Annotated in this window: 18 protein-coding genes and 1 tRNA gene; 10 read left to right on the top strand and 9 right to left on the bottom strand. The window is 67.1% G+C overall.

The annotated features are described in order from the left end of the window. Both DXK32_RS32690 and DXK32_RS16100 read right to left on the bottom strand, forming a co-directional pair. The coding region (locus DXK32_RS32690; RefSeq protein ID WP_205215730.1) for a hypothetical protein at positions 1–320 on the bottom strand (320 nt) is incomplete at its 3' end. 297 nt (positions 321–617) lie between these two features. Next, complete coding sequence (locus DXK32_RS16100) at positions 618–1,196, bottom strand: NUDIX hydrolase (RefSeq protein ID WP_114859435.1); 579 nt, start codon at positions 1,194–1,196, stop codon at positions 618–620. A gap of 513 nt (positions 1,197–1,709) precedes the next feature. Between DXK32_RS16100 and DXK32_RS33130 the strand changes: the two genes are divergently transcribed. From DXK32_RS33130 to DXK32_RS16080, 4 genes are all read left to right on the top strand, one after another. Then, entirely contained in the window at positions 1,710–2,165 is a 456-nt protein-coding gene (locus DXK32_RS33130) for a tripartite tricarboxylate transporter TctB family protein (RefSeq protein ID WP_282184588.1), read from the top strand. Further along, positions 2,165–3,667: a tripartite tricarboxylate transporter permease gene (locus tag DXK32_RS16090; RefSeq protein WP_162801197.1), complete on the top strand. Its 1,503-nt coding sequence runs from the start codon at positions 2,165–2,167 to the stop codon at positions 3,665–3,667. The genes DXK32_RS33130 and DXK32_RS16090 overlap by 1 nt, the downstream gene beginning before the upstream one ends. A gap of 81 nt (positions 3,668–3,748) precedes the next feature. Beyond that, complete coding sequence (locus DXK32_RS16085) at positions 3,749–4,417, top strand: 4-carboxy-4-hydroxy-2-oxoadipate aldolase/oxaloacetate decarboxylase (protein WP_114859433.1); 669 nt, start codon at positions 3,749–3,751, stop codon at positions 4,415–4,417. Positions 4,418–4,818: 401 nt separating this feature from the next. After that, a tRNA-Gly gene (locus DXK32_RS16080) sits at positions 4,819–4,893 on the top strand. A gap of 48 nt (positions 4,894–4,941) precedes the next feature. Here DXK32_RS16080 and DXK32_RS16075 read toward each other — a convergent pair. Continuing rightward, a complete protein-coding gene (locus DXK32_RS16075) occupies positions 4,942–7,128 on the bottom strand; it encodes a DUF6165 family protein (protein ID WP_162801196.1) in 2,187 nt (728 codons plus the stop codon). A gap of 197 nt (positions 7,129–7,325) precedes the next feature. On the opposite strand from DXK32_RS16075, the gene pseB reads away from it, so the two are divergent. The 6 genes from pseB (at position 7,326) to DXK32_RS16045 (ending at position 14,063) form a co-directional block, all read left to right on the top strand. Beyond that, the gene (gene pseB, locus DXK32_RS16070; protein ID WP_114859431.1) at positions 7,326–8,378 is read left to right on the top strand and encodes a UDP-N-acetylglucosamine 4,6-dehydratase (inverting); all 1,053 of its coding nucleotides are present in this window, start codon (positions 7,326–7,328) and stop codon (positions 8,376–8,378) included. A gap of 13 nt (positions 8,379–8,391) precedes the next feature. Further along, positions 8,392–9,639, top strand: coding sequence for a UDP-4-amino-4,6-dideoxy-N-acetyl-beta-L-altrosamine transaminase (gene pseC / locus DXK32_RS16065; protein WP_114859430.1), 1,248 nt, complete (start codon positions 8,392–8,394; stop codon positions 9,637–9,639). Positions 9,640–9,725: 86 nt separating this feature from the next. After that, on the top strand, positions 9,726–10,022 hold the full coding sequence (locus tag DXK32_RS16060) for a hypothetical protein (RefSeq protein WP_114859429.1): 297 nt from the start codon (positions 9,726–9,728) through the stop codon (positions 10,020–10,022). Between the two features lie 292 nt (positions 10,023–10,314). Further along, the gene (locus tag DXK32_RS16055) at positions 10,315–11,637 is read left to right on the top strand and encodes a UDP-glucose dehydrogenase family protein (RefSeq protein WP_114859428.1); all 1,323 of its coding nucleotides are present in this window, start codon (positions 10,315–10,317) and stop codon (positions 11,635–11,637) included. Positions 11,638–11,670: 33 nt separating this feature from the next. Continuing rightward, positions 11,671–13,074: a phosphoglucomutase/phosphomannomutase PgmG gene (pgmG, locus tag DXK32_RS16050; protein ID WP_114859427.1), complete on the top strand. Its 1,404-nt coding sequence runs from the start codon at positions 11,671–11,673 to the stop codon at positions 13,072–13,074. A gap of 626 nt (positions 13,075–13,700) precedes the next feature. After that, on the top strand, positions 13,701–14,063 hold the full coding sequence (locus DXK32_RS16045) for a hypothetical protein (protein WP_247877182.1): 363 nt from the start codon (positions 13,701–13,703) through the stop codon (positions 14,061–14,063). Positions 14,064–14,185: 122 nt separating this feature from the next. On the opposite strand, the gene DXK32_RS16040 is transcribed toward DXK32_RS16045, so the two are convergent. The 6 genes from DXK32_RS16040 to DXK32_RS16015 all read right to left on the bottom strand — a co-directional run bounded on the left by DXK32_RS16040 (position 14,186) and on the right by DXK32_RS16015 (position 25,320). Further along, positions 14,186–15,097, bottom strand: coding sequence for a recombinase family protein (locus DXK32_RS16040; protein ID WP_114859426.1), 912 nt, complete (start codon positions 15,095–15,097; stop codon positions 14,186–14,188). A 665-nt stretch (positions 15,098–15,762) separates the two neighbouring features. After that, positions 15,763–17,160 (bottom strand): glycosyltransferase, encoded by a 1,398-nt coding sequence (locus tag DXK32_RS16035; RefSeq protein WP_247877181.1) that lies wholly within the window; start codon positions 17,158–17,160, stop codon positions 15,763–15,765. 491 nt (positions 17,161–17,651) lie between these two features. Continuing rightward, complete coding sequence (locus DXK32_RS16030) at positions 17,652–18,542, bottom strand: ParB/RepB/Spo0J family partition protein (RefSeq protein WP_114859424.1); 891 nt, start codon at positions 18,540–18,542, stop codon at positions 17,652–17,654. Then, the gene (locus DXK32_RS16025) at positions 18,532–19,539 is read right to left on the bottom strand and encodes an AAA family ATPase (protein WP_247877180.1); all 1,008 of its coding nucleotides are present in this window, start codon (positions 19,537–19,539) and stop codon (positions 18,532–18,534) included. The genes DXK32_RS16030 and DXK32_RS16025 overlap by 11 nt, the downstream gene beginning before the upstream one ends. Before the next feature lie 178 nt (positions 19,540–19,717). Beyond that, positions 19,718–22,027 carry a DUF4347 domain-containing protein gene (locus DXK32_RS16020; protein ID WP_114859422.1) on the bottom strand — a complete coding sequence of 770 codons (2,310 nt, stop codon included), beginning with the start codon at positions 22,025–22,027 and terminating at the stop codon, positions 19,718–19,720. Between the two features lie 428 nt (positions 22,028–22,455). Further along, positions 22,456–25,320 carry a DUF4347 domain-containing protein gene (locus tag DXK32_RS16015; protein WP_114859439.1) on the bottom strand — a complete coding sequence of 955 codons (2,865 nt, stop codon included), beginning with the start codon at positions 25,318–25,320 and terminating at the stop codon, positions 22,456–22,458. Positions 25,321–25,722: the final 402 nt, after the last annotated feature.

Genomic DNA, 25,722 nt, shown 5'->3' with positions numbered 1-25,722 from the left:
ATTTCGGCCGCGAGGCGGAGGCCGACGGCGGCTTCTCCTGGGAGAAGACCGACCTCGTCAACGATCTGCGCGCCGCTTTCTTCTAAACGGCCATAAGGACTGCAGAACCAGCCGCCCGGCACCCCGCCGGGCGGCTGGTTTTGTTTTGAGGAGCACCGAGAGGCCACGCCGTCCCGCGCAATGGGCGCCGCTTTGCCTTCCTTGCATGGCTTGGGCAAAGAAAAAGGCCGCAGCCAGGACGGCGCGGCCTTCAAGTCTAGGGAGGAAACGCCCAAAGGGCATCCGGGAGTCAATTTATGCTGCAACGCAGCAAAGGTCAAGCCCCTGTTGATCCGCCTTCGCGGAAAAGACGCCGCCCCCTGCTGCCCCCGACCAAATCCCTTCGGATGACAGTGTCCGGAAAAAGAAAAGGCTGCAGCCGGTGAGGCGCAGCCTAGTTCTGGGAGGGAGGAAACCAAGAGAACTTGGTGAAGCCATTTATGGACCGATTTGATTAACAGTGCGTAAACAGTCCATGTATTCCGAAGACATACTCATTTTTTGACAAAGGTCAATAAGGCCAAGCTCCCGTTTGGTCGGGGAAGACAGTTTTCTGCACGGCGGCAAGCGAAGCCGCGTCAGCGAGATTGGTGGCTGAGCACCGTCCGGATGTCGTTCTGCCACACCATGCTGACCAGGGCGATCTGGGTGAGCAGGGCGATCTCGCCCTGTCCGACGGCTGTCAGCAGTTCCTCCCGCGTCATGAACAGGATCTCCGTTTCCTCCAGATCGTCGGACAGGGGATCGGTGACCCGGCGGCAGCCGGTGGCGTGGAACATATGGGACACCGCCCCGCCCTGGTTGGCGTTGACCGTGTAGCCGCCAAGCGCCGTCCAGTGGTCCGAGGCGAAGCCAGTCTCCTCCAGAAGCTCGCGCCGGGCCGCCTCCAGCGGCTCTTCGCCCGGCGACAGATGGCCGCCGGGAAAGGTCAGGTTCACGCGTCGCGGGCCATGCCGGTACTGGCGGTAGACGATGATGCGCCCGTCCTCCGTCTCGGCGAAGATGCAGGCAAAGGACGGCATGTCGAACTGATAGTAGTCCCGGATGACCCGCCCGTCGGGCAGTTCCACCGTCTCGACATAGACTTTCAGAAACGGATCGGCGTCGAGCAATTCGCGGCTTTCAAGCACGGTCCATGGGCGCAGGCGGCGCGTCATCCCTGTGTCTCCTCATCGCCGGGCTCTCATTGGCGGCGCGTCCTGGGTAACGGCTGGCCACCCCCGAGGCAAGGCACATGAAAAGGCGATGCTCGGCTTCGCCGATCCGGCGTTCATTCGAAAACACTCATCAACCGTTAAGGGACTTATCGATCAACAAAGCGAGCGGTTTCCGATCGAAACGCACGATCTTTCTTCATTTTGATGAGTTGTTTCGCCGCTATTGCTCTTCATGGTAATCAGGATAGGATAAAGAGATAACGATCAATGGGAGTTTCCCGTTAAATTTTATCTTTATGCTTGCATAAACAACCGGCCGCCAACCGCAGCCGGAATCCCCCCTTCCGAAAGCCGTCCCCTGAAAGCTGTGGAAGCCACATGCCGAGCCTGCCCTTCCCAAACCTCCGCCAATCCTCTTCCGTGGCCGCTCCCTCCCGTGGCCCGTCCCCAGCACCGTTTGGCACCGCCCCAGGTGCCCCCCGGAACGCAACGGTCGGTGAACGGCCGCTCCGGATTCCGGGGCGGGCACCGCAGGATCTGGCTGCGGGCCTGCTGATCACCTCCTTTGGCCTGATCGCCCTGTGGATGGGGCGCGACTGGCCGACCGGAACGCTTGCCTACGTGCAGTCCGGCTTCTTCCCGCGGATGATCGGAATACTGATGGTCCTGGCCGGCGCCATGGTGACCGGCCGGAGCCTGCTGAACCACGGCGCCGCCTTGCCGTCCTGGGGCTGGCGCCCGCTGCTCGGGGTGACGGCGGCGGTGCTGGCCTTCGCCGGAGCGGTCGAAACTCTGGGGCTGGTGCCGGCGGTGCTGATCCTGGTGGGCCTGGGCAATCTGGCCGGACAGCCGCTGCGCCCGGTTCCGCTGGCGCTGCTGGGCGGCGTCCTGGCGGTGGGCTGCGTCGCGCTGTTCGTCTGGGGGCTGGGCCTGCCCCTGCGGGTGTGGCCCCTGTGGGTGTCGCCGTGATGGACCTGATCGGCAACCTTCTGCTCGGCCTGTCGGTCTCGCTGTCCCCGGACAATCTGCTGCTCTGCTTCGGCGGAGCTCTGATCGGCACGCTGATCGGCGTCCTGCCCGGCCTGGGTCCCACCGCGACGGTGGCGATGCTTCTGCCCCTGACCTTTCACCTGCCGCCGGTCGGCGCGCTGATCATGTTGGCCGGCATCTTCTACGGCTCTCAGTATGGCGGCTCGGCGACGGCCATCCTGGTGAATCTGCCCGGCGAATCCTCCTCCGTCGTCACCTGTCTGGACGGCCACGCCATGGCGCGGCAGGGCCGGGCCGGAGTAGCGCTCGCGACGGCGGCGCTCGCTTCGCTGTTCGCCGGGCTCGCCACCACGGTTCTGATCGCCGTGGCTGGCCCGCCGCTGGCCGGGGTGGCGCTCGCCTTCGGGCCGGCGGAGTACGTGTCGCTGATGCTGCTCGGCCTGATCGGGGCGGTGACGCTGGCCCACGGGTCGGTCGTGAAAGCCATCGCGATGATCCTCCTGGGCCTGTTGTTCAGCATGGTCGGCACGGACGTGAATTCCGGCGACACGCGCTTCACCTTCGGCCTGCCGCAGCTCTACGACGGCATCGACTTCGTGCCGCTCGCCATGGGCCTGTTCGGGCTGGCCGAGATCATCGCCAGCCTGGAGCAGACGGGAGGCGCCGGGCGGACCACCGCTCCGATCGCCAGCCTGTGGCCGAAGCGCGAGGATATCCGCCAGGCCTGGCCGGCGACGGTGCGCGGCACGGTGATGGGGGCGCTTCTCGGCATCCTGCCCGGTGGCGGGGCCACGCTCGGCTCCTTCGCCGCCTATTCGCTGGAGAAGAAGGTATCCCGCCACCCGGAGCGCTTCGGCCAGGGCGCCATCGAGGGGGTGGCGGCACCGGAAGCAGCCAACAACGCCGCCTCGCAGGCCTGCTTCATCCCGATGCTCAGCCTGGGCATCCCGCCCAACGCCATCATGGCCCTGATGATCGGCGCCATGACCATCCACGGCATCACGCCGGGGCCGCAGATCATGGCCAAGCAGCCGGAACTGTTCTGGGGCATGATCGCCAGCATGCTGATCGGCAACGTGATCCTGGTGATCCTGAACCTGCCGATGATCGGCCTGTGGGTGCGGCTGCTGCGGGTGCCATACGGCTATCTGTTCCCGGCCATCCTGGTCTTCTGCTGCATCGGCACCTACACGCTGAACAACAGCGCCTTCAACGTCCTGCTGATGGCCCTGTTCGGCGTCCTGGGCTACGTCCTGCGCAAGCTGGACTGCGAGCCGGCGCCGCTGATGCTGGGCTTCGTGCTGGGGCCCCTGCTGGAGGAGAATCTGGGGCGCGCCCTGCTGCTGTCGGGCGGCGACCCCACCGTCTTCGCCACCCGCCCGATCAGCGGCAGCCTGCTGGCCGTCGCCGCCCTGCTGCTGCTGGTGATGGTAATGCCGGCGGTGCGCCGCCGCCGCGACGAAGCCTTCAAGGACGAGTGAGTCCCGAGCCTTTTCCTTCGCCCCGCCCGCCCCGTTTTCCAAGGGGTGGGCGGTCTTCATGCCGTGAAAGGTGCCTCCCCGATGACCGTCGTCAAAGAGTTCCCCCGTCCCGCCCCCGATCTGGTCGCGTCCTTCCGTGGCCAGTCACCGGCCACACTGCACGAAGCGATGGGCAAGAAGGGCGCCATGTCCTTTCCGATCAAGCCGCTTTATCCAGGCATGACGCTGTTCGGCACCGCGGTGACCGTGTCTGCCGGCCCCACCGACAATCTGATGATCCACGCCGCCATGGCGCTGACCCGTCCGGGCGACGTGCTGGTGGTCGATTTCAAGGGCATGACCGAGGCCGGTCCCTGGGGCGACGTGCTGACCGAGGCAGCGCTGCAGCGCGGTATGGCCGGGCTGGTGATCGACGGATGCGTGCGCGACGCCGTGGCCATCCGCAACATGGGCTTCCCGGTCTTCTGCCGGGGGACCAGCATGAAGGGCACCACCAAGACCCAGCCCACGGGCGACGTGAACACCGCCATCGTCTGCGGCGGCGTGATGGTCATGCCGGGTGACATCCTGATCGGCGACGACGACGGGGTGGTCGTGGTGCCCCAGGCCGAGGCCGCCGCGACGCTCGCCAAGGCGGCGGAGCGCGAGCGGATGGAGGAGGGGCTGCGCGCGCAACTCCGCGCCGGACGGACGACCGTCGAGGCGTTGACGCTCGGGTCCTGTCTGGAGGCCGGCGGCATCACCCTTTAAGACGCAGCCGCTCCACGAAAGCGGACGGGCCGAAAAGCCCGTCCGTCAACCGTCCCGAGTGGTATTACCGGTGTTCATTCAAAAGAATGGCATGGGCAAAAAAAAAGCCGCGCCCGGACACGAGGTCGGCGCGGCAGCCTGATGCTCTTGGAGCATCGCTTTTTTCTGATTTCCTCCCCAGACCTCAAGGCCTTTGTTTTGTGAGGGGAAATTTCCACAGTCGGCGCCGGTAAGTCAACAGCATTGAGCGGGGTATAACTTTAAGCCTAACATGTCATTCCAATGCGCAAGAGAAAGCGAACGGACTCCCCCGAAGCGAAAAAACCAAGCGAAAGCCGAACAGAGGGCTTGCTTTCCGTCGGGCCGGTGCGGTATCTCCCTGCCTCCTTCGTTGGAGCGGCGCGGGCGTAGCTCAGGGGTAGAGCACAACCTTGCCAAGGTTGGGGTCGAGGGTTCGAATCCCTTCGCCCGCTCCAGTATCACGATGGTCGATCCTCCCCGATATTTTGTCCTCATGCATGGCCTCAATAGGCCGCATAGGATTTCTCCTCGACGAGCGCGCTGCCGAGCCGTTCGTTGACCCGCCGTTTGATGGCGGCGCGCTGGTCGTTCATCCGGTACACGGCCCGCGCCAGCTCGATGAAGCGCGGCCCGAAATCCTGAGTCCGCTCGCAGTCGCGGATCGCGTCCTCGATCTCCCACAGAGCCGTGTTGACCGTCTTCAAAGCGGTGGCCAACTCGCGCAGTTCGGCAACGGCCGGGATATGCCGCTCCGCGGTCCGCGTCAGGATGCCGTGCTCGGTTTCCACATGGCGCCGTTTGACCGGATCGTGAATTCGCTCCAGCTTGATCTCCAGGATGGAGATCTTGTCCAGAAGTTCCCCCGGTGCGGTTTCCACAAGAATTCCCGTCTTCCGCATCGCCCTCGCCATCATGATCTGGAACAGTTCGCCGGCCATCCGCGCGAAGACGGGGCGCCAGTCCCCCGGCCTCGTCTGGCGGAACAGCCGCATGGTCGGGTACCAAGGGCAGTCCTCCCGCGTCATCAGCCACCGCCAGTCCGGCACCGCCTTCAACGCCAGCCAGACCGGGCGGCCGAGGGCGCCGGCCAAATGCGCGACCGCCGTGTCGGAGGTGACGATCAGGTCCAGCCCCATCATCACCGCCGCGGTGTCGAGAAAGGCGTCCGGTCCATCGTCGAAATCCGGCCCGAGCACCGTCACCGTCATGCCGTCCGGCAATCGGTCGAGCTGCTCCAACCCGTGGTTCTTCTGCAGGCTGACCAACCGCACGCCGGGAACCCGCGCAAGCGGCGCGAAATCCGCAAGCGGCACGGAGCGCCCGCGATCGACCGCCGCCTGCGGGTTGCCCTGCCAGACGATGCCGACCCGCAGGCCACCCTGCGGATCGGTGTCCGCCTTGCGGGGCGGCAACCGCCGCTCCCAGGCCGCGACCCGCTCCGGATCGGCGCCCAGATAGGGGATGGGCGCCGGAATCGTCCCAAACTCCGTGCGGAAGGCGCGCGGCAGGCTCAGCATCGGGCAATGGGTGTCGAAGGGCGGCAGGGGATCGCCCTTGGCCACCAGTGTCACGCGGTCAGCCGGGACCGGCAGGGAGCCGAGCAGGCGGAGCAGTGGGCGCGGCCCCTCCACCACAACGCGCCACCCGCGCGCCACGGCGGCCGGAACGTAGCGGATGAACTGGATCGTATCCCCGAAGCCCTGTTCGGCATGGACAAGGAGCGTGCCCCGAGAGGAGTCCTCCCCCCGCCACACCGGCTGCGGGAAGGGTCCCCCCACCGCCTGGAAGCCCTCCTGGCGCAGCCGCCACTCGTAATCGTCCCAGCCGCGGGACAAGTCTCCGCGAAGCAGCCGGGACAACGCGCGGTTCCAATGGGCGTTCGTGAAGTCCGGGCGGCTCGCCACCGCCCGGCCGTAGGCGGTGACCGCCTCGTCCAGCCGCCCCAGATCGTGCAGGCTGTTGCCGAGGCTGTTCAACGCCTCCGCATGGTCCGGCCGGAGGAGGATGGCGTTCCGCTGCGCCGCGATGGACGGTGGAAGACGGTCCAGCTCCCGCAGCAGATTGCCCAGCGCGGACAGGGCATCCGCGTGGAGGATCCGGATCGCCACGGCGCGGCGCGCAGCGGCGGCGGCCTCGTCCAGCCGCCGCTGCGCGCCCAGCGCGAGGGCGAGGTTGTACAGAATGTCCGGGTTGCCGGGCTGGACCGCCAGGGCGCGGCAAAAAGCCGCGACCCCGCGCTCGAGCATCCCCTGCCCCTGACGGATCAGGCCGAGATTCGACAGCGCCTCGGCATGGTCCGGCCGGATGACCAGAACCCGGCGGTAGATCCGCCCGGCCTCGTCCAGTCGCCCCTGCGCGTTGAGACAGGCGCCGAGGTTGCACAGCGCCTCCGGAAAGCCGGGGCGGAAGACCAGGGCTTGCCGGTAAGCCGCCGCGGCATCCGGCCGCTCCAGCGCCGTCAGCGCAAGGCCAAGGTGATAGCTGGCTTCCGGCCCCGGACGGACCGATACCAAGGCCCGGAACAGCGCTTCCGCCTCGCCGGCGCGCCCGGCGCCCAGACACAGAACGCCGAGGCCGAGCAAAGCGTCGGCGTTGCGCGGATCGTTGCGGAGAACGGCGCGGTGGAACACCTCCGCGTCATGGGCGATGACCGCAGAGGGGTGAGAGAGCGCTCCGAACCGGGTCGCCAAGGCGGAAGGGTCTTTGACCGGCATGCACGCCAGAGTGCAAAGGACCGGGGCCTTCGCAACAATTTTCTGCGAAGGCCCTTTCCCACAAAGGTCTGGGACCGCCCGGCTGGTTGCCGAAATGTTAACACACTGATAGGGGTATCGGGCTAAGGTCCGCAGGGACAACCTCAGACACCATATGTACGATCACGGTGACCATGCAGCAGCTTGACCCTTCGAATGGGGCACCGACCGAGGCTCTGCAATCCGGCTTCGACCTCCTGAACGGCCGCTCGATCCTGGTCACCGGCGGTTCCGGTTCCTTCGGGCGCCGCTTCGTTGAAACGGTGCTGCGGCGGGCCAACCCGCGACGGGTCATCGTCTTCTCCCGCGACGAGTTCAAGCAGTACGAGATGCAGCAGCAGCTGGGGCCGGAATGGGCATCCACGCTGCGTTTCTTCATCGGCGACGTGCGCGACCGCGAGCGGCTGGAACTGGCCATGCGCGAGGTGGACGTGTGCGTCCACGCCGCCGCGCTGAAGCATGTGCCGGCTGCCGAGTACAACCCCATGGAATGCATCCACACCAACGTCTACGGGGCGGAGAATGTGGTGCGGGCCGCGCTGAACACCGGCGTGAAGCGGGTGATCGCGCTGTCCACCGACAAGGCGGCCAACCCGGTCAACCTCTACGGCGCCAGCAAGCTGGCCTCGGACAAGATCTTCATCGCCGCCAACAACCTGTCGGGCTCGCTCGGCACGCGCTTCTCGGTGGTGCGCTACGGCAATGTGGTGGGCTCCCGCGGGTCGGTGATCCCTCTGTTCCGCAAGATGATCGCGGAAGGGGCGGAGGCGCTGCCGGTCACCGACGAGCGCATGACCCGCTTCTGGATCACGCTGCAGCATGGGGTGGACTTCGTCGTGTCCTGCATCGCGATGATGCAGGGCGGTGAGATCTTCGTGCCCAAGATCCCCAGCATGCGCATCACCGATCTGGCCCGCGCGATGGCGCCCCACCTGCCGCACAAGCCGGTCGGCATCCGCCCCGGCGAAAAGCTGCACGAGGTGATGATCACCGAAGACGATTCCCGACAGACCTTCGAGCTGCCGGACCGCTTCGTCATCGAGCCGGCCTTCGCCTTCTGGACGCACGAGCCCTACCAGCGACTTGGCGCGCGGCCGGTGGACGATGGCTTCCGCTACGCCAGCGACACCAACGGCGACTGGCTGGACGGCGCGCGGCTGATGCGGCTGATCGCGGAAGCCCCGTAATGGCCCGCCCGCGATGACCGGCCCCGCGTCCGGGTCCCCCCCGCCCTTCCTGCCCTACGGGCGCCAGGACATCGACCAGACCGACATCGACGCGGTGACCGCCGTCCTGCGCGGTGACTGGCTGACCCAGGGGCCAGCGGTGGAGGCCTTCGAACGGACGCTGTGCGACCGCACCGGCGCGGCCCACGCGGTGTCCTGCGCCAACGGCACCGCCGCTCTGCATCTGGCCACCCTCGCGCTGGGGCTCGGCCCCGGCGATGCGGTGGTGGTGCCCGCCGTCACTTTCCTCGCCACCGCCAACGCCGCCCGCTACGTGGGGGCGGAGGTGGCCTTCGCCGACGTCGATCCGGACACCGGCCTGATGGGCCCGGAGCAAGCGGCGGCGGCGATGGAGCGGGCCGCTCGTGCCGGCTGGCGGGTGCGCGCCCTGGCGCCCGTGCATTTCGCCGGCCAGACCGCGGACATGGCCGGTCTCGGCCAGCTTGCCGACCGTCATGGGCTGGCGGTGATCGAAGACGCCTGCCACGCCATCGGCAGCCTGGACATGGCGCCCGACGGTCATGTCCTGCCGGTCGGCAGCGGCGCGTTCGGCACGTTCACCGCCTTCTCCTTCCATCCCGTGAAGACCATCGCGGCGGGCGAGGGCGGGGCCGTGACGACCAACGACGCCACTCTGGCAGCCCGCCTGCGCCGCTTCCGCAATCATGGCATGGAGCGGGACCCGGCGGGGTTCGAGGACCGTGAGGCCGCCTTTGCCTCGAATGGGGCCGCCAACCCCTGGTATTACGAGATGGCGGAGCCGGGCTTCAATTACCGCCTGACCGACATCCAATCGGCGCTCGCCCTCAGCCAACTCACGCGGCTGGAGGCCTTTGTGGAACGCCGCCGCCATCTGATGGATCTCTATGCGGAGCGGCTGGCCCCTCTCGCCCCGCTGGTCCGGCCGGCGGCCCGCGTTCCCTGGTGCCGTCCGGCCTGGCATCTCTGCGCCGCCCGCGTCGACTTCGCCGCCGCCGGACGGACACGGGCGCAGGTCATGGCCGATCTGCGGGCGCAGGGCATCGGCACCCAGGTCCACTACATCCCGGTCCACCGCCAGCCCTACTGGCGCAAGCGCTACGGCGCCCTTGCCCTGCCCGGCGCCGACACCCATTACGCCCGCACCCTGTCGCTGCCCCTGTTCCCGGCGATGGCCGACACCGACGTGGACCGGGTCGTCGCCGCTCTCTCCGCAACGCTGGGCCTGTCTCCTGCGGCCTGACAGTTCGGGCGCCCTTGCTGAACGGTTTTCTCCCTTCCAAAAATGCGCTATGCCAAGCGTCATCTCGAACGCTTCGGAGCAGGGTCATGGCCGAGGGTACTGTGGACTATTACGCGATGGTCGAAGAGGCCTGGCAACTGAGCGACGCCGCGCGCGACTACGTGAAGAACGCGGGCCGCGACGTGGACAACGCCGAGCTGTGGGAAAAGGTGTTCGCCGCCTCCCCTCTGCTCGACCTTGAGCGCACCCGCGCCGAGGGCGGGCAGCCGCTTCAGAAGATCTTCTTCAAGAACCCCTACGGCTTGCAGTACCGGGCCGACCACAAGGACTGGATACCGTTCCGTCACGGCGCCCTCGACCCCGCCTATCTTCAGGCGATTTGAGGCGGCTCCACACCCGGATGGCCTCATGAAGGCCGGATCGCACCGATGAAGCGCGGCGTGCGACCATAGGCCGGGCCGGGTCATCTCCGGCCCGCCACGGGCTGCCCGGTGCACGCCGACCTCCATGGTCTCCGCGCCCCCTGCCAAACGAACCAGGGCAAACGGACCGGGGCAAACGAACCGGGTCACCCAGGCAGCGGCCCGAAACGCACCGCACAGCGTTTGAACGCCAGGAACCGCCTCCCGGCCCGGAAACGGGCGGAGGCGCGCGGCTGTCAGCAAAGGAATTTTCATGCGCATAGCGATGATCGGTACGGGCTATGTCGGGCTTGTGTCCGGCGCCTGCTTTTCGGAATTCGGCGTGCACGTCACCTGCGTGGACAAGGACGCCGGCAAGATCGAGCGGCTGAAGCGCGGCGAGATCCCGATCTACGAGCCGGGGCTGGACGATCTCGTGGCGCGCAACGTCGCCGCCGGACGGCTGTCCTTCACGCTGGACCTGAAGGAGGCCATGAACGGGGCGGACGCCATCTTCATCGCCGTGGGCACCCCGACGCGCCGCGGCGACGGCCATGCCGATCTCTCCTACGTCTACGCCGCCGCCGAGGAGATCGCCGCCCACCTCGACCATTACGCGGTGGTGGTCAACAAATCGACCGTGCCGGTTGGAACGGGACGCGAAGTCGAGGCGATCATCCGCCGCACCAATCCGCAGGCCGATTTCGACGTGGCCAGCAACCCGGAGTTCCTGCGCGAAGGTTCGGCCATCGGCGATTTCATGCGCCCCGACCGCGTGGTGATCGGCGCCTCCTCGGAGCGCGCCGCCGACGTGATGCGCCGGCTCTACCGCCCGCTCTACCTGATCGAGACGCCGATCGTCCTGACCTCGCTGGAAACGGCGGAGCTGACCAAGTACGCCGCCAACACCTTCCTAGCCACCAAGATCACCTTCATCAACGAGATCGCCGATCTGTGCGAGAAGGTCGGCGCCAACGTCCACGACGTGGCCCGCGGCATCGGGCTGGACGGACGCATCGGCAAGAAGTTCCTGCATCCCGGGCCGGGCTACGGCGGCTCCTGCTTCCCCAAGGACACGCTGGCGCTGGTGCGCACCGCCCAGCAGGCGGGCAGCCCCCTGCGCATCGTCGAGACGGTGGTGGAGATCAACGACGCGCGCAAGAAGCGGATGGCCGAGCGCATCGTCGCCGCCTGCGACGGGTCGCTGACCGGCAAGACCGTCGCCGTTCTCGGCGTCACCTTCAAGCCCAACACCGACGACATGCGCGACGCCCCGTCGCTCGACATCGTCCCGGCCCTTCAGGCCGCCGGGGCCACCGTGCGCGCCTTCGACCCCGCCGGCATGCACGAGGCCGCTCGGCTGCTGCCCGGCGTGGAATGGACGAAGGACGCCTACGGCGCCTTGGAGGGGGCCGACTGCGTCGCCATTCTGACGGAATGGAACGAGTTCCGCGCGCTGGACCTCAAGCGGGTCAAGACGCTGCTGAAGCGCCCGGTGATGATCGATCTGCGCAACATCTACAATCCCGACGACATGGCCGCCGCCGGCTTCGCCTACTCCTCCATCGGGCGGCCCGCGGCGCCCGCCGGCGTCTGAAACGGAACCGCTTCAAGGAGGTCAGCCAAGACCATGAACGAGGCCCACACGTTCCATCCGACGGTGCTGCGCGAATACGACATCCGCGGCATCGTCGGCAGCACCCTGACCGCCGCCGATGCCCGCGCGGTCGGACGCGCCTTCGGCACCGTGGTCGCCCGCGGCGGCGGGAAGACCGTGTGCGTCGGCTATGACGGCCGGCTGTCCTCGCCGGAGTTGGAAGCGGCCCTGGTGGATGGTCTGGCCGCCTGCGGCCTGCATGTCCTGCGCATCGGGCTCGGTCCCACCCCGATGCTGTATTTCGCCACCCGCGACCGCGAGGCGGCGGCCGGCGTGATGATCACCGGCTCCCACAACCCGCCGGACTACAACGGCATCAAGATGATGCTGGGAAAAGGGCCGGTCTACGGCCGGCAGATCCTCGATCTCGGCGTCATCGCCGCCAAGGCGGACTATGTGTCGGGCGAGGGCTCCTCGGAACGGATCGACGTCCGGGACGCCTATGTGGACCGGCTGCTGAAGGACTTTGACGGCACCCGCAATCTAAAGATCGCCTGGGACGCCGGCAACGGCGCCACCGGCGAGATCCTGCGCCGCCTGACCGCCCGGCTGCCGGGCACGCACACCCTGCTGTTCGACGACATCGACGGCAGCTTCCCGAACCACCACCCCGACCCCACGGTCGAGCGGAACCTTGTGGATCTGAAGGCCGCGGTGGCGGAGAAGGGCTGCGACATCGGCATCGGCTTCGACGGCGACGGCGACCGCATCGGCGCCATCGATGAGCGGGGCCGCGTGGTGTGGGGTGACCAGCTCCTGGCGATCTACGCCGCCGACGTGCTGAAGGAGCATCCCGGAGCCACCATCATCGCCGACGTGAAGGCCAGCCAGACGCTGTTCGACGAGATCGCCCGACTGGGCGGCCATCCGCTGATGTGGAAGACCGGGCACTCGCTGCTGAAGGCGAAGATGGCCGAAGTCGGCTCGCCGCTGGCCGGCGAGATGTCGGGCCACATCTTCTTCGCTGACAAATGGTACGGCTTCGACGACGCACTGTACTGCGCCCTGCGGCTGATCGGGCTGGTCAGCAAGCTCGGCGTGCCGCTGTCGGACCTCCGCGACCGCCTTCCGGCGGTGGTGAACACCCCGGAAACCCGCTTCCAGGTGAGCGAGGAACGCAAGTTCCAGGTCGTGCAGGAGGTCAAGGACCGGCTGAAGGTCGAGGGCGCCGACGTCAACGACATCGACGGCGTCCGCGTGACGACGGCGGATGGCTGGTGGCTGCTGCGCGCCTCCAACACCCAGGACGTGCTGGTGGCCCGTGCGGAATCCGGAACCTCCGAAGGGCTGGAGCGGCTGAAGGGCATGGTCGTCGCGCAGTTGGCGGCGTCCGGCCTCCAGGCCCCCTCCTTCGAGGACGGCGGCAGCGCCCACTGACGGTCTCCAATGGAAAGGCCCTTCCCCGCGGGTGCGGGGAGGGAGCTTTTCCTGCCTGCGGCCACAGGAAATGAGCGGTGAGAATTCTCACCGCTTCCATGCTCGCGATCCGCCGGACGGTGAGGCCCACCGAGCCTTTTCAAGGCCCGAAGGCCACCAAACGCCGAGCCTTGAGCCGTCACACCTTGAAACACCGCGCGCTGTTCCACGCAGAGTGCGAAGGGGTCGGCAAAAGAGAGCATCGCACGCTTCATCCCCTATCGCGTTCCGTCAGGCAATTCGTGCCCATCGGCAGAGTCTGACCAAGCGAAAGGCGCACGCGACGGCGTCACGGACGCCGCGTCCGGTATTCCCATGCGCGGCGAGAACATGGCACAACCTTTGCTTTTGTCCAGCCGCGCATGTCAAAGCCATGAACCGCAGTGGAGGTGAGCGTGCAAGTCCTTGGACACCCTGTGGCCGCCAGTTCTGCCGCCGTCTCGGATCGGAGCAGGATGCCGGGTGCCGGTCACCCCACAGGCTCGCCCGACTTTTCGGACCTTTTGTCGACAGCCGCATCTGGATCGCCGGCCGCGACAACAGCCCCGGCGGCGTCGGAGCAGACCGAGAGCGAGGAGATCGCCCGGATGCAGAGGGAGCTGGACGCGTACAAACGCCAACGGGACAAGGTCGTCCAGAGCCGAACAAGCGACCCGCCGGCGTTCCAGATGGCGCTGCCTGTCAACGACCGGGGCTACATGCCCTACGTGACGGCCGACCAGCAGAAGCTGATAGACCGTATCACCGACTCCTATCTCGGCCGGCCGGAGCACGAGATGGAGAAGATGTGGGCGGAACTGAGGGCCAACGGCCTCACGCCGGAGCAGCTCGTGCGCACCGCGACCTATTTCATCAATCTCGACGGCGAGGTCGTCACCCGCGCGGTGGCAACGGGAAGTCAGCGACCCGCCCAGAACGGCAGCACCGTCTGGACGGCATCGAGCGTTTGAGGGCGTCGCCCATGCGGCCCTCCTGCACTGAACCGCGCCGGGTTTGTCGAAGGCTATGAAGGTCGGGACAGCCCAAATAAACGTCTCCTCACCAGCCCACCGCGTAGGCGACGGGCCAACCGCTACACGGTCCCCGCGTCTCGTACCAGCCCCAGCTCCTTGGCCCGGTCTAGCAGGTTCTTCACCGACGACCGGCTCCAGCGCAGGCCACCACGTGGCGTGCGCTGCCCCATGCCCCGCAGACGGAGCGCGATGCCGTCGAGCGTGATGCCGGGTTCGGCCCGCGCCAGCCCCGCCACCATCAGCACGAGGTCGTCGCTGTCGACCCGCTTGGGCGCCGGATCGAGGACGTCCTGACGAACCAGTCCCACCGCGGCCAACCGGCGCACGGCGCGGATCAGGCTGTTGGGCGTCCATGGCTTATGATCCCACGGCCGGGTCCGCCCCTGCCCCTTCAACGCACGCACGACCTGATCCCACGGTGCCGTTGGGCGCAACGCCTCGACGGTCGGCAGGAACTCCTGGGCGTGCGCGACGACCAACTCGTCGCGGGCGGTTTCGCGGCCCTGCCGCGCCTTTTCCAGCGCCGCAGGGTCACGTCGGCGCAGGCCAGGATTGCCGGGTTCCTTGCCCTTGGCCACAGCGGCCTTGAGCCCGGCGATCGAGCGCTCGCGGATCAGGGCCCGTTCCAGCTCAGCGGCGGCTCCCAGGACCTGAAGGGCAAAGCGCCCCTGCGGGCTGGTGGTGTCGATCGGGTCGCCCAGCGACTTGAAGGCAACGCCGCGCTGCCCCAGCCCATCAATCACCTCAAGCAGATGGAAGAGCGAGCGCGCAAGGCGGTCGATGCGCGCCACCACCAGCGTGTCGCCCCGCTTCAGGCTGGCGAGCGCCTTGGCCAGCACCGGGCGGTCGCGGTCGCCGCCCGACGCGTGCTCCTCGAAGATGACCGAACAGCCGGCCTGCCGCAGGGCAAGGAGCTGCGAGTCCGTGGACTGTTCCTCGGTGGAGACGCGGGCGTAGGCGACGAGGGCCATGGGGCCTCTTGGACGGTTCAGGCGGAAAAATGTCCGCCAGGGCCCCTTTGTACAAAACGTCAGTTGATCTTATCCACCCGGATGAACATGGAGGCATGGTTTGGAGCAGGGGCATGCCGACCACGGTGCCCCGGCCAGCCGGCTCCCGGCGCGCGACAAAAGCCCAAGCACCCCGAACTGCGGACGGGGTGGAATGACGGCTCTCTGGACGTCCATGGAACCGGGCGGAAGCCGCGGAAAGCCACAAGGGTGTCGGTTCTAAACCGATCCGCTCTCTTCTAAACGGATCCCCTCTGCAAAGCGGCCCCGGGGCGAGGGCGCAGGCCGCAGCAAACCGGCTTCTAAACTGATCTGCCCGACAGCGACAACAGACAACGACAACGCCCGCTGCGATCGAGTGCCTATCCGCGAACAGAAAGTGATGGCGCCAGGAGGCCATCCACTGACGGAAGAAAATTATAAGAATAGTATCATGGGTCCTGCTGGCGAAGTCGGTTGGTCTGTCCCGGACATGCCCTACCCCATGACGTTTGGGCGAGGGAGCGGGGGTGCATCACCATGATGGTGCACCCCCGCTCATGACGCCGCTGCGGCTGTCTCGCCTTCGCAACCACTTCACGGCCATTGTTACCCGAAGGGCCAGGGCCGTATGTCGCATGACAGGATCAAAGAGCCTTCAATTTCTTCCAGGCAAACAGCACCATCCGCAGCAGCAGCCAACCGTGGGTGAAGCGGCTGATCTGCGTCTCGCCGTAGCTGCGGTCGGCGTAGCGGATCGGCACCTCGACGATCTCCAGATTCAGCTTCGACGCGCCGAAAATCAGGTCGAAGTCGCCGAAAGGATCGAAGTCGCCGAAGTAGTGGCGGTTGGCAACGATCTGGTCGTAGTCGCGCCGCCACAACACCTTCGTGCCGCACAGCGTGTCGGTGAAGCGCGTGTTCAGCAGGAACGAGAAGATGCGGGCGAAGGCGCGGTTGGCGATCCAGTTCAGGAAGCGCATCGCCTCATCGGCCATAGGATAAACCAGCCGCGTACCGTTGATGAACTCCCCCTGCCCGGACGCGATGGCGCGGTAGAATTTCGGCAGGCTTTCCGGCGGTACGGTCAGGTCGGCGTCGAGGATCATCAGGATGTCGCCCCGCGCCGCGGCGAAGCCGGCCCTCACCGCGTCGCCCTTGCCCTTGCCGGGCTGCTTCATGACCTTGATATCCCAGTCCGGATAGGCGGCCTGGACGCGCAGGCATTCCTCGTAGGTGCTGTCCTGGCTGTTGCCCTCGACGTAGATCACCTCGAGATCCGGGCAGAAGCGCGGCATGCGCCGGATGGCGTTCTCGATGTTGCCGCGCTCGTTGCGGCAGGGGATCAGTACGGTGCAGGACGGCTGCCGCTCCGGCGCCCGGGCGACCGGACGGCCCACGACGTAGTTGCGCAGGCACAGCTTCCGAACTCCCGGCAACGGGGCAATGCTGCGGTTGATGAGCGTGCCGAGACCGAGCAGCCGGCGCGGCACGAGCTGCCGCCATTCGCGCTTCACCGGCTGCCAGCCGGCCAGGGTCAGCAGGCCGGCGATGTCGGCGCTGGACAGCCAGTTCATCTGCCCCTGCGGCATCTTCAGGCCGAACCGTTCGGCGGCGGCCAGGACCGGCTCCCACAGGCGGGAATGGTAGCTGACGATGATGCGCGTCTGCGGCGTGGCGAAGCGATGGAGTTGGCGCAGCGTCTCCTCGATGTCGTCGAGGAAGCCGACGGTGTCGGACAGCAGGATGACGTCGAAGCGCCCTTCGATCTCCGCCAGGACGGCGGGGTCTTCCGCGTTGCCGATGTGGAATTCCAGCCCCGGATGGCGCTCCCGCGCCCGTTCGATCATCGCCGGGCTGAGGTCGATGCCCACCCCGCGTGACGGTTCCAGGAAGGACAGCGTGTCGCCGGTGCCGCAGCCGATCTCAAGGACCGACGCCTTCTCCGGAATGAGGAAACGCAGATAGGCGCGGTCGGCCTCATGGAAGTCCCGGTTGCGCTCGACCCAGCGGTCGCGCTCGGGAGCAAGGCTGTCGAACAGCATCCGCACGCTCTTTTGGCGGGGCGACAGGGGACCTGCGTCACCGGCTCGGGTGGGCGCACCGGCTGCAGCGTCTTCGAAACTCTCAACAGTCATAAATAAGGTCCGTGACAACGTGTTCGGAAGCAACCGGGCCTCCGCCGAACAGGGCAAGCCAAGCGCGGCAGCCGGCAAAGGCCGGTGGTCCGGACGACAGTCCAACGGGCGGGCGTCACAGTGATACCGAACCCGGCAAAATGCAACCGAGGTGTGGAAGCACTCACCAGAGGACACAAGCCGGTGGTTTGTCACCAAGCGGAGGCCCCGTGGACCTCTGGGACGGCGGCGGATGGGGAGCCTGCCATTATGATTGCCTCCCGCCACCCTGGATGGAACATGGACCCCAGGATGTTGGAAGTCCGGTCATCGCTGCCGAAGGGTCGGTTTCCTGACGGTGAGAATTCTCACCGTTATGCCCAGAAGGGAACAACGGTGAGAATTCTCACCGCCGGCCGTCACTCCGGATCACCGTCCAGGATGGCGTCGATGCTGCTGCGCAACGCGCGCAGAACCTCGCGGTCCACGCCGTCCAGCCGCTTCGGTTTCTCCTGGAAAGCCTGCAGGGCGTCCCGTGTTCGCAGGATGTTGCGGGATACGCGCAGGCTGAAGGCGCTCAGCACGGCCTCCGGCTCATCCTCCCGGCGGGGCGGTCGCGCGCCCGGCGAGGCGCCATCTCCGGCCCGGGGCGGGGCGGCGGCGGGCAGGGGATCGCTGACCAGCGTGTCCCACAGACGAAGCTGTGCCTCCGGATCGTCGAGGGCGGCGACTTGGTACAGCTTGTAGCGCGCGAGCTTCCTGGGGGCGGTTTCATACCGCTCGCGCACCGCAGCGGACACCTTCGTCAGGGCGATGGTGCGGGTGATCTCCGCCCGGTCGCGTCCCATGATCTGGCCGAGATCGGTGTGGGAATAGCCGTGCTTCTCCACCAGGGCCACGAAGGCGTCCGCCTCCTCGAACGGTGTCAGCTCGGCGCGCAGGACGTTTTCCACCACCGCCACCTCGGCGGTGTCGATGCCATCCGGCACCAGGATGCAGGGGACCGTCTGCTGGCCGAGGGCGCGGACCGCGCGCAGGCGCCGCTCCCCGAAGACGAGCTGGAAACGGCTCGGCCCCAATTCCCGCACCCCGATCGGCTGCTGCAGGCCGTGCTTGCGGATGGAGTCCGTCAGCGCGGCGAGGTCCGCCTCGTCGAAGCGGCGGCGCGGCTGGTCGGGATTGGCCTCGATCCACTCCACGTCCGGATACACGAGCTTCACGCCCTGCTCCGGTTCCGCGAAGACGGCGAGCGCGCCGCGGCTCATGGCGTTCAGCCGGGCGAGGTTTCCGGTTCCAAGCTTACGCGACATGGGCCACCTCCACACGCTTGTGGCGTTCGGCGGCGATGGCGTCGGCAAGCGCCCGGTAGGAGGACGCACCCGGCGCGTCGGGCACCGCTTCCAGAGCGGCGCGCCCGGCAAGGGCGGCGTCGCCGTAGATGGTCGCCCGCGGCACCGGTGGGAAGATGCGCAGCGTGCCGCCCAGCGCGCTGTGAAGCTGTTCCAGAGTCACCTGATGCTGGTTCAGCCGGGCGTTGTGCATAGTCGGCAGGATGCCCAGGACGGCGAGGCTGGGATGGCAACGCCGCTTCAGCTTGTTGATCGTCTTCAGCAGATGGTTCACGCCGATGGAGGACAGATATTCGGTCTGGCAGGGGATGACGATGACGTCCGACGCGACCAGCCCGTTGGCCGTGCACTGGCCCAGGTTCGGCGGGCAATCGATGAAGATGAAGTCGTAGGCTGACCGCGCGTCCTGCAACCGCTCCCGCAAGGCCATCGGACCGCTGGGATCGGCGGTCAGTTCCACCTCGACCGAAGCCAGCTCGATGCTCGACGGGGCGATTTCCAGACCGATGTCGCCGACCGGGACCACGATGTCCTCGACGGCGACCTCCTCGCGCAGCACATGGGCGAGCGACTTGCGCCGGCCCTCTTCATACTCGATCAGGTCGATGCCGAGATGCGCCGTGGCGTTGGCCTGAGGGTCGGCGTCGATGATCAGCACGCGGTAGCCCTCGCGCGCCAGGATGCTGGCGGTGTTGACCGTACAGGTGGTCTTGCCGACCCCGCCCTTCTGGTTGGCGAGGCAGACGACCAGCGCCGGGCCGTGCTTGCCCTCCACCACCGCCGTCTCCTTCAGCAGGAAGCGGACCACCGCATCGGGGATCTTCTCGCTGTTGCTTTCCCAGCGGGAGATCTTGGACCGGTCGTAGCGCCGCTCCAGCCGGTCGTTCAGCCAAGCCGCGAAGTCCGGCTGTGAAAGTTTGCGCTCCTCGCGCAGAAGCCTCATGTCTTCGCCACGCACGTCAACCTCCACAGCGAATGCGCTTGCCGTGTTCAACCGATACGACGGAGCCCCGAATCGGTCAAGGTTGATGGTCACTCCTGTTGCATCAACAGCCGACATCAACAGCAAAAAGCCGGCCCGGAGATTGCTCCGGGCCGGCGCTTTTCGGCGCTGTCTCAGACGACAGCGTCTCAGGTCACAGGTTGATGAAAGCCACGTAGTTCTGGCCGTCCACCGAACCGGTGGTCATGCTCATCGCGCCCACTGACTTGCCGGTGAAGGTCATGCTGGCGTCGATGGTGCCGTTGCCATCGATGTCGCAGTGGACTGTGGCGCCCTTGTAGCCTTCGGCGCCGCCCATTTCCTCCCAGGTCAGCTTGGAAACGCCCTCCTGATACCCCCACAGGGTCGACCACTCGCCCTGCTCCAGGTCGGTGACGGTGGACCAGGTCGTCGCGCCGCCACGGCCATCGACGAAGAAGGTGTCCTTGCCCGAGCCGCCGATCAGCCAGTTGGAACCCGCGCCACCGTCCAGCACGTCGTCGCCCGCCCCGCCCCAGGCCGCGTCGTCACCGCCCAGCAGATTGAGGAAGTCGTTGCCGTCGGACCCGCCCAGCACCTCGCCACGGTCGTCGCCCAGGAAGCTCCACTGCAGGCCCGCGAACGGGCCATCGTAGGCGTAGGCCTTCACGTCCTCCGTCACGCCGTCCACCGTGCGCTGCATCGACGCGAAGGGCCGGTCGTCCACCGGCGGTTCGGTGCCGGTGGGCGGCGTGGTGGTCGGCGGCTCCGTCGTCGGGGGAGTCGTGGTCGGCGGCTCGGTGGTTGGCGGCTCCGTCGTCGGAGGAGTCGTGGTGGGGGGTTCCGTCGTCGGCGGTGTGGTGGGCGCATCCACCAGCGTGACGGTGCTTCCGCTGATCTGGAATTGCCCGGCGGTGAAGCTGCCGGCGAAGCGCAGGGTGACGTCGGCGCCCGCCGTGGCGTCGGTGCCGATGTGCAGGAGGGTGACGCCATCCACCGTCTCCGCCTGGACCTGCCCGACGGTGAGCTGGCTGCCGTTGCCGGCGGTGGCGGTCCCCGACATCGCCGTGCCGGTGACGGTGAAGGCGTCGCCGACCATGGCCCCGGTGATGCCGCTGGTGAATCCGTTGGCCTGGGCGATGGTCATCGTCACCGTGTGACGAGCGCTGCCGACCAGATCGAGATTTTCCACGCTCGCCAGGGTCATGCCGGAGATGTCGATCTGCGGCGTCGCCGTGGTGATCTTGCCTTCCGGATCGGTCACGTCGTCGGAACTGATGCGCAGCGTGTCGGTGCCGTCGCCGCCATCGTAGGACACTGTGCCGGCATCGCCCTGGGCGGCGATGATGAAGGTGTCGTTGCCGGCCCCGCCCAGAATGACGTCGGCCTCGTCCATGGTGCCGTGTTCGCCACTGTAGAACACATCGTCGCCATCACCGCCGACCATGGTGTCGGCGTCCCAGTCACCGACCAGCGTGTCGTTGCCGGCCCCGCCCATCAGGCTGTCCTTACCGCCGCCGCCGACCAGCAGGTCGTCGCCGTCGTCGCCATAGAGCATGTCGTCGTCGGCGCGTCCGAAGATCAGGTCGTTGCCAGCCCCGCCATGGACGGTGTCGTTGCCGTTGCCGCTCTCCAGCGTGTCGTTGCCGGCCCCGCCGGTCACCGAATCGGCGCCGTCATGGGCCCAGAACCACACGGGGTCGTTGCCGGCCACCATGGTGTCGTCGAAGTTGGAGCCGACCCAGCGCTCGATGTCGATGAAGCTGTCACCCGCAGCATCGCCCGTGCTGTTGCCCGGGGTCAGCAGGTCGAGCACGATTCCCGTGGTGGCGGTCTCATAGGACGCCTCGTCGAAGCCCGCCCCGCCATTCAGCACGTCGGCGCCGGCCCCGCCGATCAGCGTGTCGTTGCCGCCGCCGCCGATCAGGGTGTCGTTCCCCGCCCCGCCCTCGATGACGTCGGGCTCGTCGTCGCTGGTCAGCAGGTCGGGACCCGCCGTCGGGGTACCGGTGACGGCCAGCACATGCGACCAGCCCTCGGTGCCCGCGAAGGGGGAGGGGGTGAAGATGGGCGCGGTGCGCACGTCGAGCGCCCAGGAGGCGTCCAGCGCGTCCGGGCCGACCAGCCCCGAGGATGCGGCGACCGTGGCGCCCGTGGCGGCGGCCAACCGGTCGAGCAGGAGGCGGCCGGCCTCGCCCGCACCGGCATGGCAGGCGTGGATGTGGATCTCGGTGCCGCGCGCGTCCGGCCAGGAGCGGTCGAGCAGCGAACCGGCATCCAGCGGCTGGGCACCGATCAGGACCCGCCCCGGCTCGCCATGGGCGACCAGATGCAGGACGGACGGGCGGGCGGCAAGGGCCGCGGCCAGCACGGCATGGCCATCGTCGGCGGCGGAGACGAGCGTGACCTGAACGCCGGGGCCGCGATGGCTGAGCAGTCCGTCGAGATCCTCAAGGCCAGCGTCCGCGATGATGACTTCGGTCAAGGGAGACTCTCCGTGGATTTTGTTGTGATCGCTGGGGCGCCCGGTCGCATCGTTCACGGATACGGGGTAGCGCGACACCCATTCACATGCGCCTTCGGAGATGCATCCTGCAATTGCCCAATAAGAAATAACACATCGTCATCATGAGAACTTAATTAGTGCGTTATCTTACTTGATAATGTAATTCTCATTATTCATATGATCAATCACTTACCTATGAAGACTGGATAAATATTCCGTCCATCAAGGGGGTATTGAGGAAAACATGGCGATCGCGACCTGAAATTTCGGAGAGCACGCCTCACCCAAGCGGGCTAACGTCATCCCGACCAAGCCACCAGAACAGGCCGCCAAAGCACAAAGAAGCCGGCCCGGAGCGAACTCCGGGCCGGCGGTTTTCAAGCCGTTTCAGATCAGGGCGTTTCGGATCAGAGGTTGATGAACGCGATGTAGCTCTGGTCACCAATCGAGCCGGTGGTCATGCTCATCGCGCCCACCGACTTGCCGGTGAAGGTCATGCTGGCGTCGATGGTGCCGTTGCCGTCGATGTCGCAACGGACCGTGGCGCCTTTGTAGCCGTCGGCGCCGCCCATCTCCTCCCAGGACAGCTTGGAAACGCCCTCCTTGTAGCCCCACAGGGTGGACCACTCGCCCTGCTCCAGGTCGGTGACGGTGGACCAAGTGACCTGGCCGCCACGGGCGTCGACGAAGAAGGTGTCCTTCCCCGCACCGCCGATCAGCCAGTTGGAACCCGCGCCACCGTCCAGCACGTCGTCGCCGCCGCCACCCGCCGCCGCGTCGTCACCGCCCAGCAGATTGAGGAAGTCGTTGCCGTCGGACCCGCCCAGCACCTCGCCGCGGTCGTCGCCCAGGAAGCTCCACTGCAGACCCGAGACCGGACCGTCGTAGGCATAGGCCTTCACGTCCTCCGTCACGCCACCCACCGTGCGCTGCATCGACGCGAAGGGCCGGTTGTCCACCGGCGGTTCGGTGCCGGTCGGCGGCGTGGTGGTCGGCGGTTCCGTCGTCGGGGGGGTCGTGGTCGGGGGCTCCGTGCTCGGCGTCGAGGGTGTCCCGCTCAGGGTGATCCCGCTGCCGCTGACCTGGAACTGATCCGCCGTGAAGCCCCCGGCGAAGCGCAGGGTGACGTCGGCGCCCGCCGTGGCATCGGTGCCGATGTGCAGCAGGGTGACGCCGTTCACCGTCTCCGCCTGGACCTGCCCGGCGGTGAGCTGGCTGCCGTTGCCGGCGGTGACCGCCCCGGACAGCGCCGTGCCGGTGATGGTGAAGACATCGCCGCCGGTGGCGCCGGTGATGCCGCTGGTGAATCCGTTGGCCTGGGCGACGGTCATCGTCACCGCGTGGCGGACGCTGCCGACCAATTCCAGCCTCTCCACGCTGGTCAGAGTCATGCCGGAGATGTCGATCTGCGGCGTCGCCGTGGTGATCTTGTTTTCCGGATCGGCGACATTGTCGGAGCTGATGCGCAGCGTGTCGGTGCCGTCACCGCCGTCGTAGCTCACTGTCCCGGCGTCGCTCTGCGCCGCGATGATGAAGGTGTCGTTGCCGGCCCCACCCTGGATGATGTCGGCTTCCGGCAGAGGGTCGTGCGCGCCGCTGTAGAAGACGTCGTCGCCGGCGCCGCCGATCATCGTGTCGACGCCCCAGTCGCCGATCAGCGTGTCGTTGCCGGTGCCGCCATCGAGCATGTCGTTGCCGCCGCCGCCCGCCAGCAGATCGTTGCCGGCCTCGCCGTACAGCATGTCGTCGTCGGCCCGCCCGAAGGCCCGGTCGTCGCCGGCGCCGCCGTAGATCGTGTCGTTGCCGATGCCGCTTTCCATCGTGTCGTTGCCGGCCCCGCCGATCTCGAGATCGTTGCCGCCGTGACCCCAGAACCAGACGCCGTTGTCGTTGCCGATCAACTGGTCGTCGAACTCGCTGCCGATCCAGCGCTCGATGTTGGTGAAGCTGTCGCCCGCGGCGTCGCCCGTGCTGTTCGCCGGGTTGCGCAGGTCCAGGATGATCCCCGCGGTCGAGTTTGCGTAGGTGACCTCGTCGAAGCCGTCGCCGCCGTCGAACACGTCGGCACCGGCGCCGCCCTCCATGGTGTCGTGCCCGATGCCGCCGATCAGCGTGTCGTTGCCGTCGCCACCGTACATCAGGTCGTTGCCCTGGCCGCCGTCCATGCTGTCGTCGCCGGCACCGCCGTACATGGTGTCGGCGTCGCCCTCGCCGAACAGGGTGTCGTTGCCGGCGCCGCCATCGAGCATGTCGTTGCCCCAGCCGCCGTAGATCAGGTCGTTGCCGTCCTCACCATAGAGCACGTCGTTGTCGGCGCGGCTGTAGATCTGGTCGTCACCGGCGCCGCCATAGACGGTGTCGTTGCCGTCGCCGCTCTCCATCGTGTCGTTGCCGGCCCCGCCGATCTCCACGTCGTCGCCCGCATGACCCCAGAACCACACGGGGTCGTTTCCGGCCACCATGGTGTCGGCGAAGTTGGAACCGATCCAGCGCTCGATGCCGGTGAAGGTGTCGCCCGCGGCGTCGCCCGTGCTGTTGGCCGGGTTGCCGATGTCGATGACCATGCCAGCGGTGGCGTTCTCGTAGGTGACGACGTCGAAGCCGTCACCGCCGTCGAACACGTCGGCACCGGCACCGCCGTCCATGGTGTCGTGGCCGATCCCACCGATCAGCGTGTCGTTGCCGCCATTGCCGATCAGAATGTCGTTGCCGGCCCCGCCGTTGATGTTGTCCGCCGCATCGTCGCTGGTCAGCGTGTCGTTGCCGTCGGTCGGCGTGCCGGTCACGGCCAGCTCATGGGCCCAGCCGCGCGCGCCGACTCCCTGAACCCCGGCGAAGGGGGAGGGGGTGAAGACGGGCGCGGTGCGCACGTCGAGCTTCCAGGAGGCTCCCCGCTCCGCCGGGCCGACTGGGCCCGAGGATGCGGCGACCGTGGCGCCGGTGGCGGCGGCCAAGCGGTCGAGGAGCAGGCGGCCCGCCTCGCCCGCACCGGCATGGCAGGCGTGGATGTGGAGCTCGGTGCCGCGCGCGTCCGGCCAGGAGCGGTCGAGCAGCGACCCAGCGTCCAGCGGCTGGGCGCCGATCAGGACCCGCCCCGGCTCGCCATGGGCGACCAGATGCAGGACGGACGGGCGGGCGGCAAGGGCCGCGGCCAGCACGGCATGGCCATCGTCGGCGGCGGAGACGAGCGTGACCTGAACGCCGGGGCCGCGATGGCTGAGCAGTCCGTCGAGATCCTCAAGGCCAGCGTCCGCGATGATGACTTCGGTCAAGGGAGACTCTCCGTGGATTTTGTTGTGATCGTTGGGATGCCAGATCGCCTCCTTCGCGGACATTGGGAAGGTGGCGACATCCTATGACATGAATTTGCATGGCATATTCCTGCAATCCTCTAAGAAGAAATAATCCACGCTCCTCAGTGTTACCGGAAAATTCCAAAACATAAGACCGGATAAGGCAATTTAATCAGTCGCATATTTTTGTCTTTATTGGCGATGTCCGGATAATCCGGCACCCCCGGAAGAGGGGCAGGAGAGGGCTAGCGCCCTCTCTACTCCGCATTTTCGAAGGGAGCAGAAGAGCGAATGGCCGTCACACAGATGCATCCGCCCTTCTTTCGCGGTACGCCCAGCCACTTTCGGCTTCCGTATCTCCGTGGGGAACGGCGCCGCGCG

The organism is Azospirillum brasilense (assembly GCF_003349955.1).
Taxonomy (GTDB): Bacteria; Pseudomonadota; Alphaproteobacteria; order Azospirillales; family Azospirillaceae; genus Azospirillum; species Azospirillum brasilense_B.
The sequence above is the reverse complement of the archived record's forward strand: the minus strand, read 5'-3'. Positions and strand labels throughout refer to the sequence as shown.

Excerpts from the sequence above, each read along its gene's own strand:
- DXK32_RS16045 (WP_247877182.1), top strand. The coding sequence starts at position 13,701 with ATGCAGAGGGAGCTGGACGCGTACAAACGCCAACGGGACAAGGTCGTC.
- pseC (WP_114859430.1), top strand. The coding sequence starts at position 8,392 with ATGACCGGCCCCGCGTCCGGGTCCCCCCCGCCCTTCCTGCCCTACGGG.
- DXK32_RS16085 (WP_114859433.1), top strand. The coding sequence starts at position 3,749 with ATGACCGTCGTCAAAGAGTTCCCCCGTCCCGCCCCCGATCTGGTCGCG.
- DXK32_RS16035 (WP_247877181.1), bottom strand. The coding sequence starts at position 17,160 with ATGCTGTTCGACAGCCTTGCTCCCGAGCGCGACCGCTGGGTCGAGCGC.
- DXK32_RS16055 (WP_114859428.1), top strand. The coding sequence starts at position 10,315 with ATGCGCATAGCGATGATCGGTACGGGCTATGTCGGGCTTGTGTCCGGC.
- DXK32_RS16100 (WP_114859435.1), bottom strand. The coding sequence starts at position 1,196 with ATGACGCGCCGCCTGCGCCCATGGACCGTGCTTGAAAGCCGCGAATTG.
- DXK32_RS16030 (WP_114859424.1), bottom strand. The coding sequence starts at position 18,542 with ATGTCGCGTAAGCTTGGAACCGGAAACCTCGCCCGGCTGAACGCCATG.
- DXK32_RS16060 (WP_114859429.1), top strand. The coding sequence starts at position 9,726 with ATGGCCGAGGGTACTGTGGACTATTACGCGATGGTCGAAGAGGCCTGG.
- DXK32_RS16090 (WP_162801197.1), top strand. The coding sequence starts at position 2,165 with ATGGACCTGATCGGCAACCTTCTGCTCGGCCTGTCGGTCTCGCTGTCC.
- DXK32_RS16040 (WP_114859426.1), bottom strand. The coding sequence starts at position 15,097 with ATGGCCCTCGTCGCCTACGCCCGCGTCTCCACCGAGGAACAGTCCACG.
- pseB (WP_114859431.1), top strand. The coding sequence starts at position 7,326 with ATGCAGCAGCTTGACCCTTCGAATGGGGCACCGACCGAGGCTCTGCAA.
- pgmG (WP_114859427.1), top strand. The coding sequence starts at position 11,671 with ATGAACGAGGCCCACACGTTCCATCCGACGGTGCTGCGCGAATACGAC.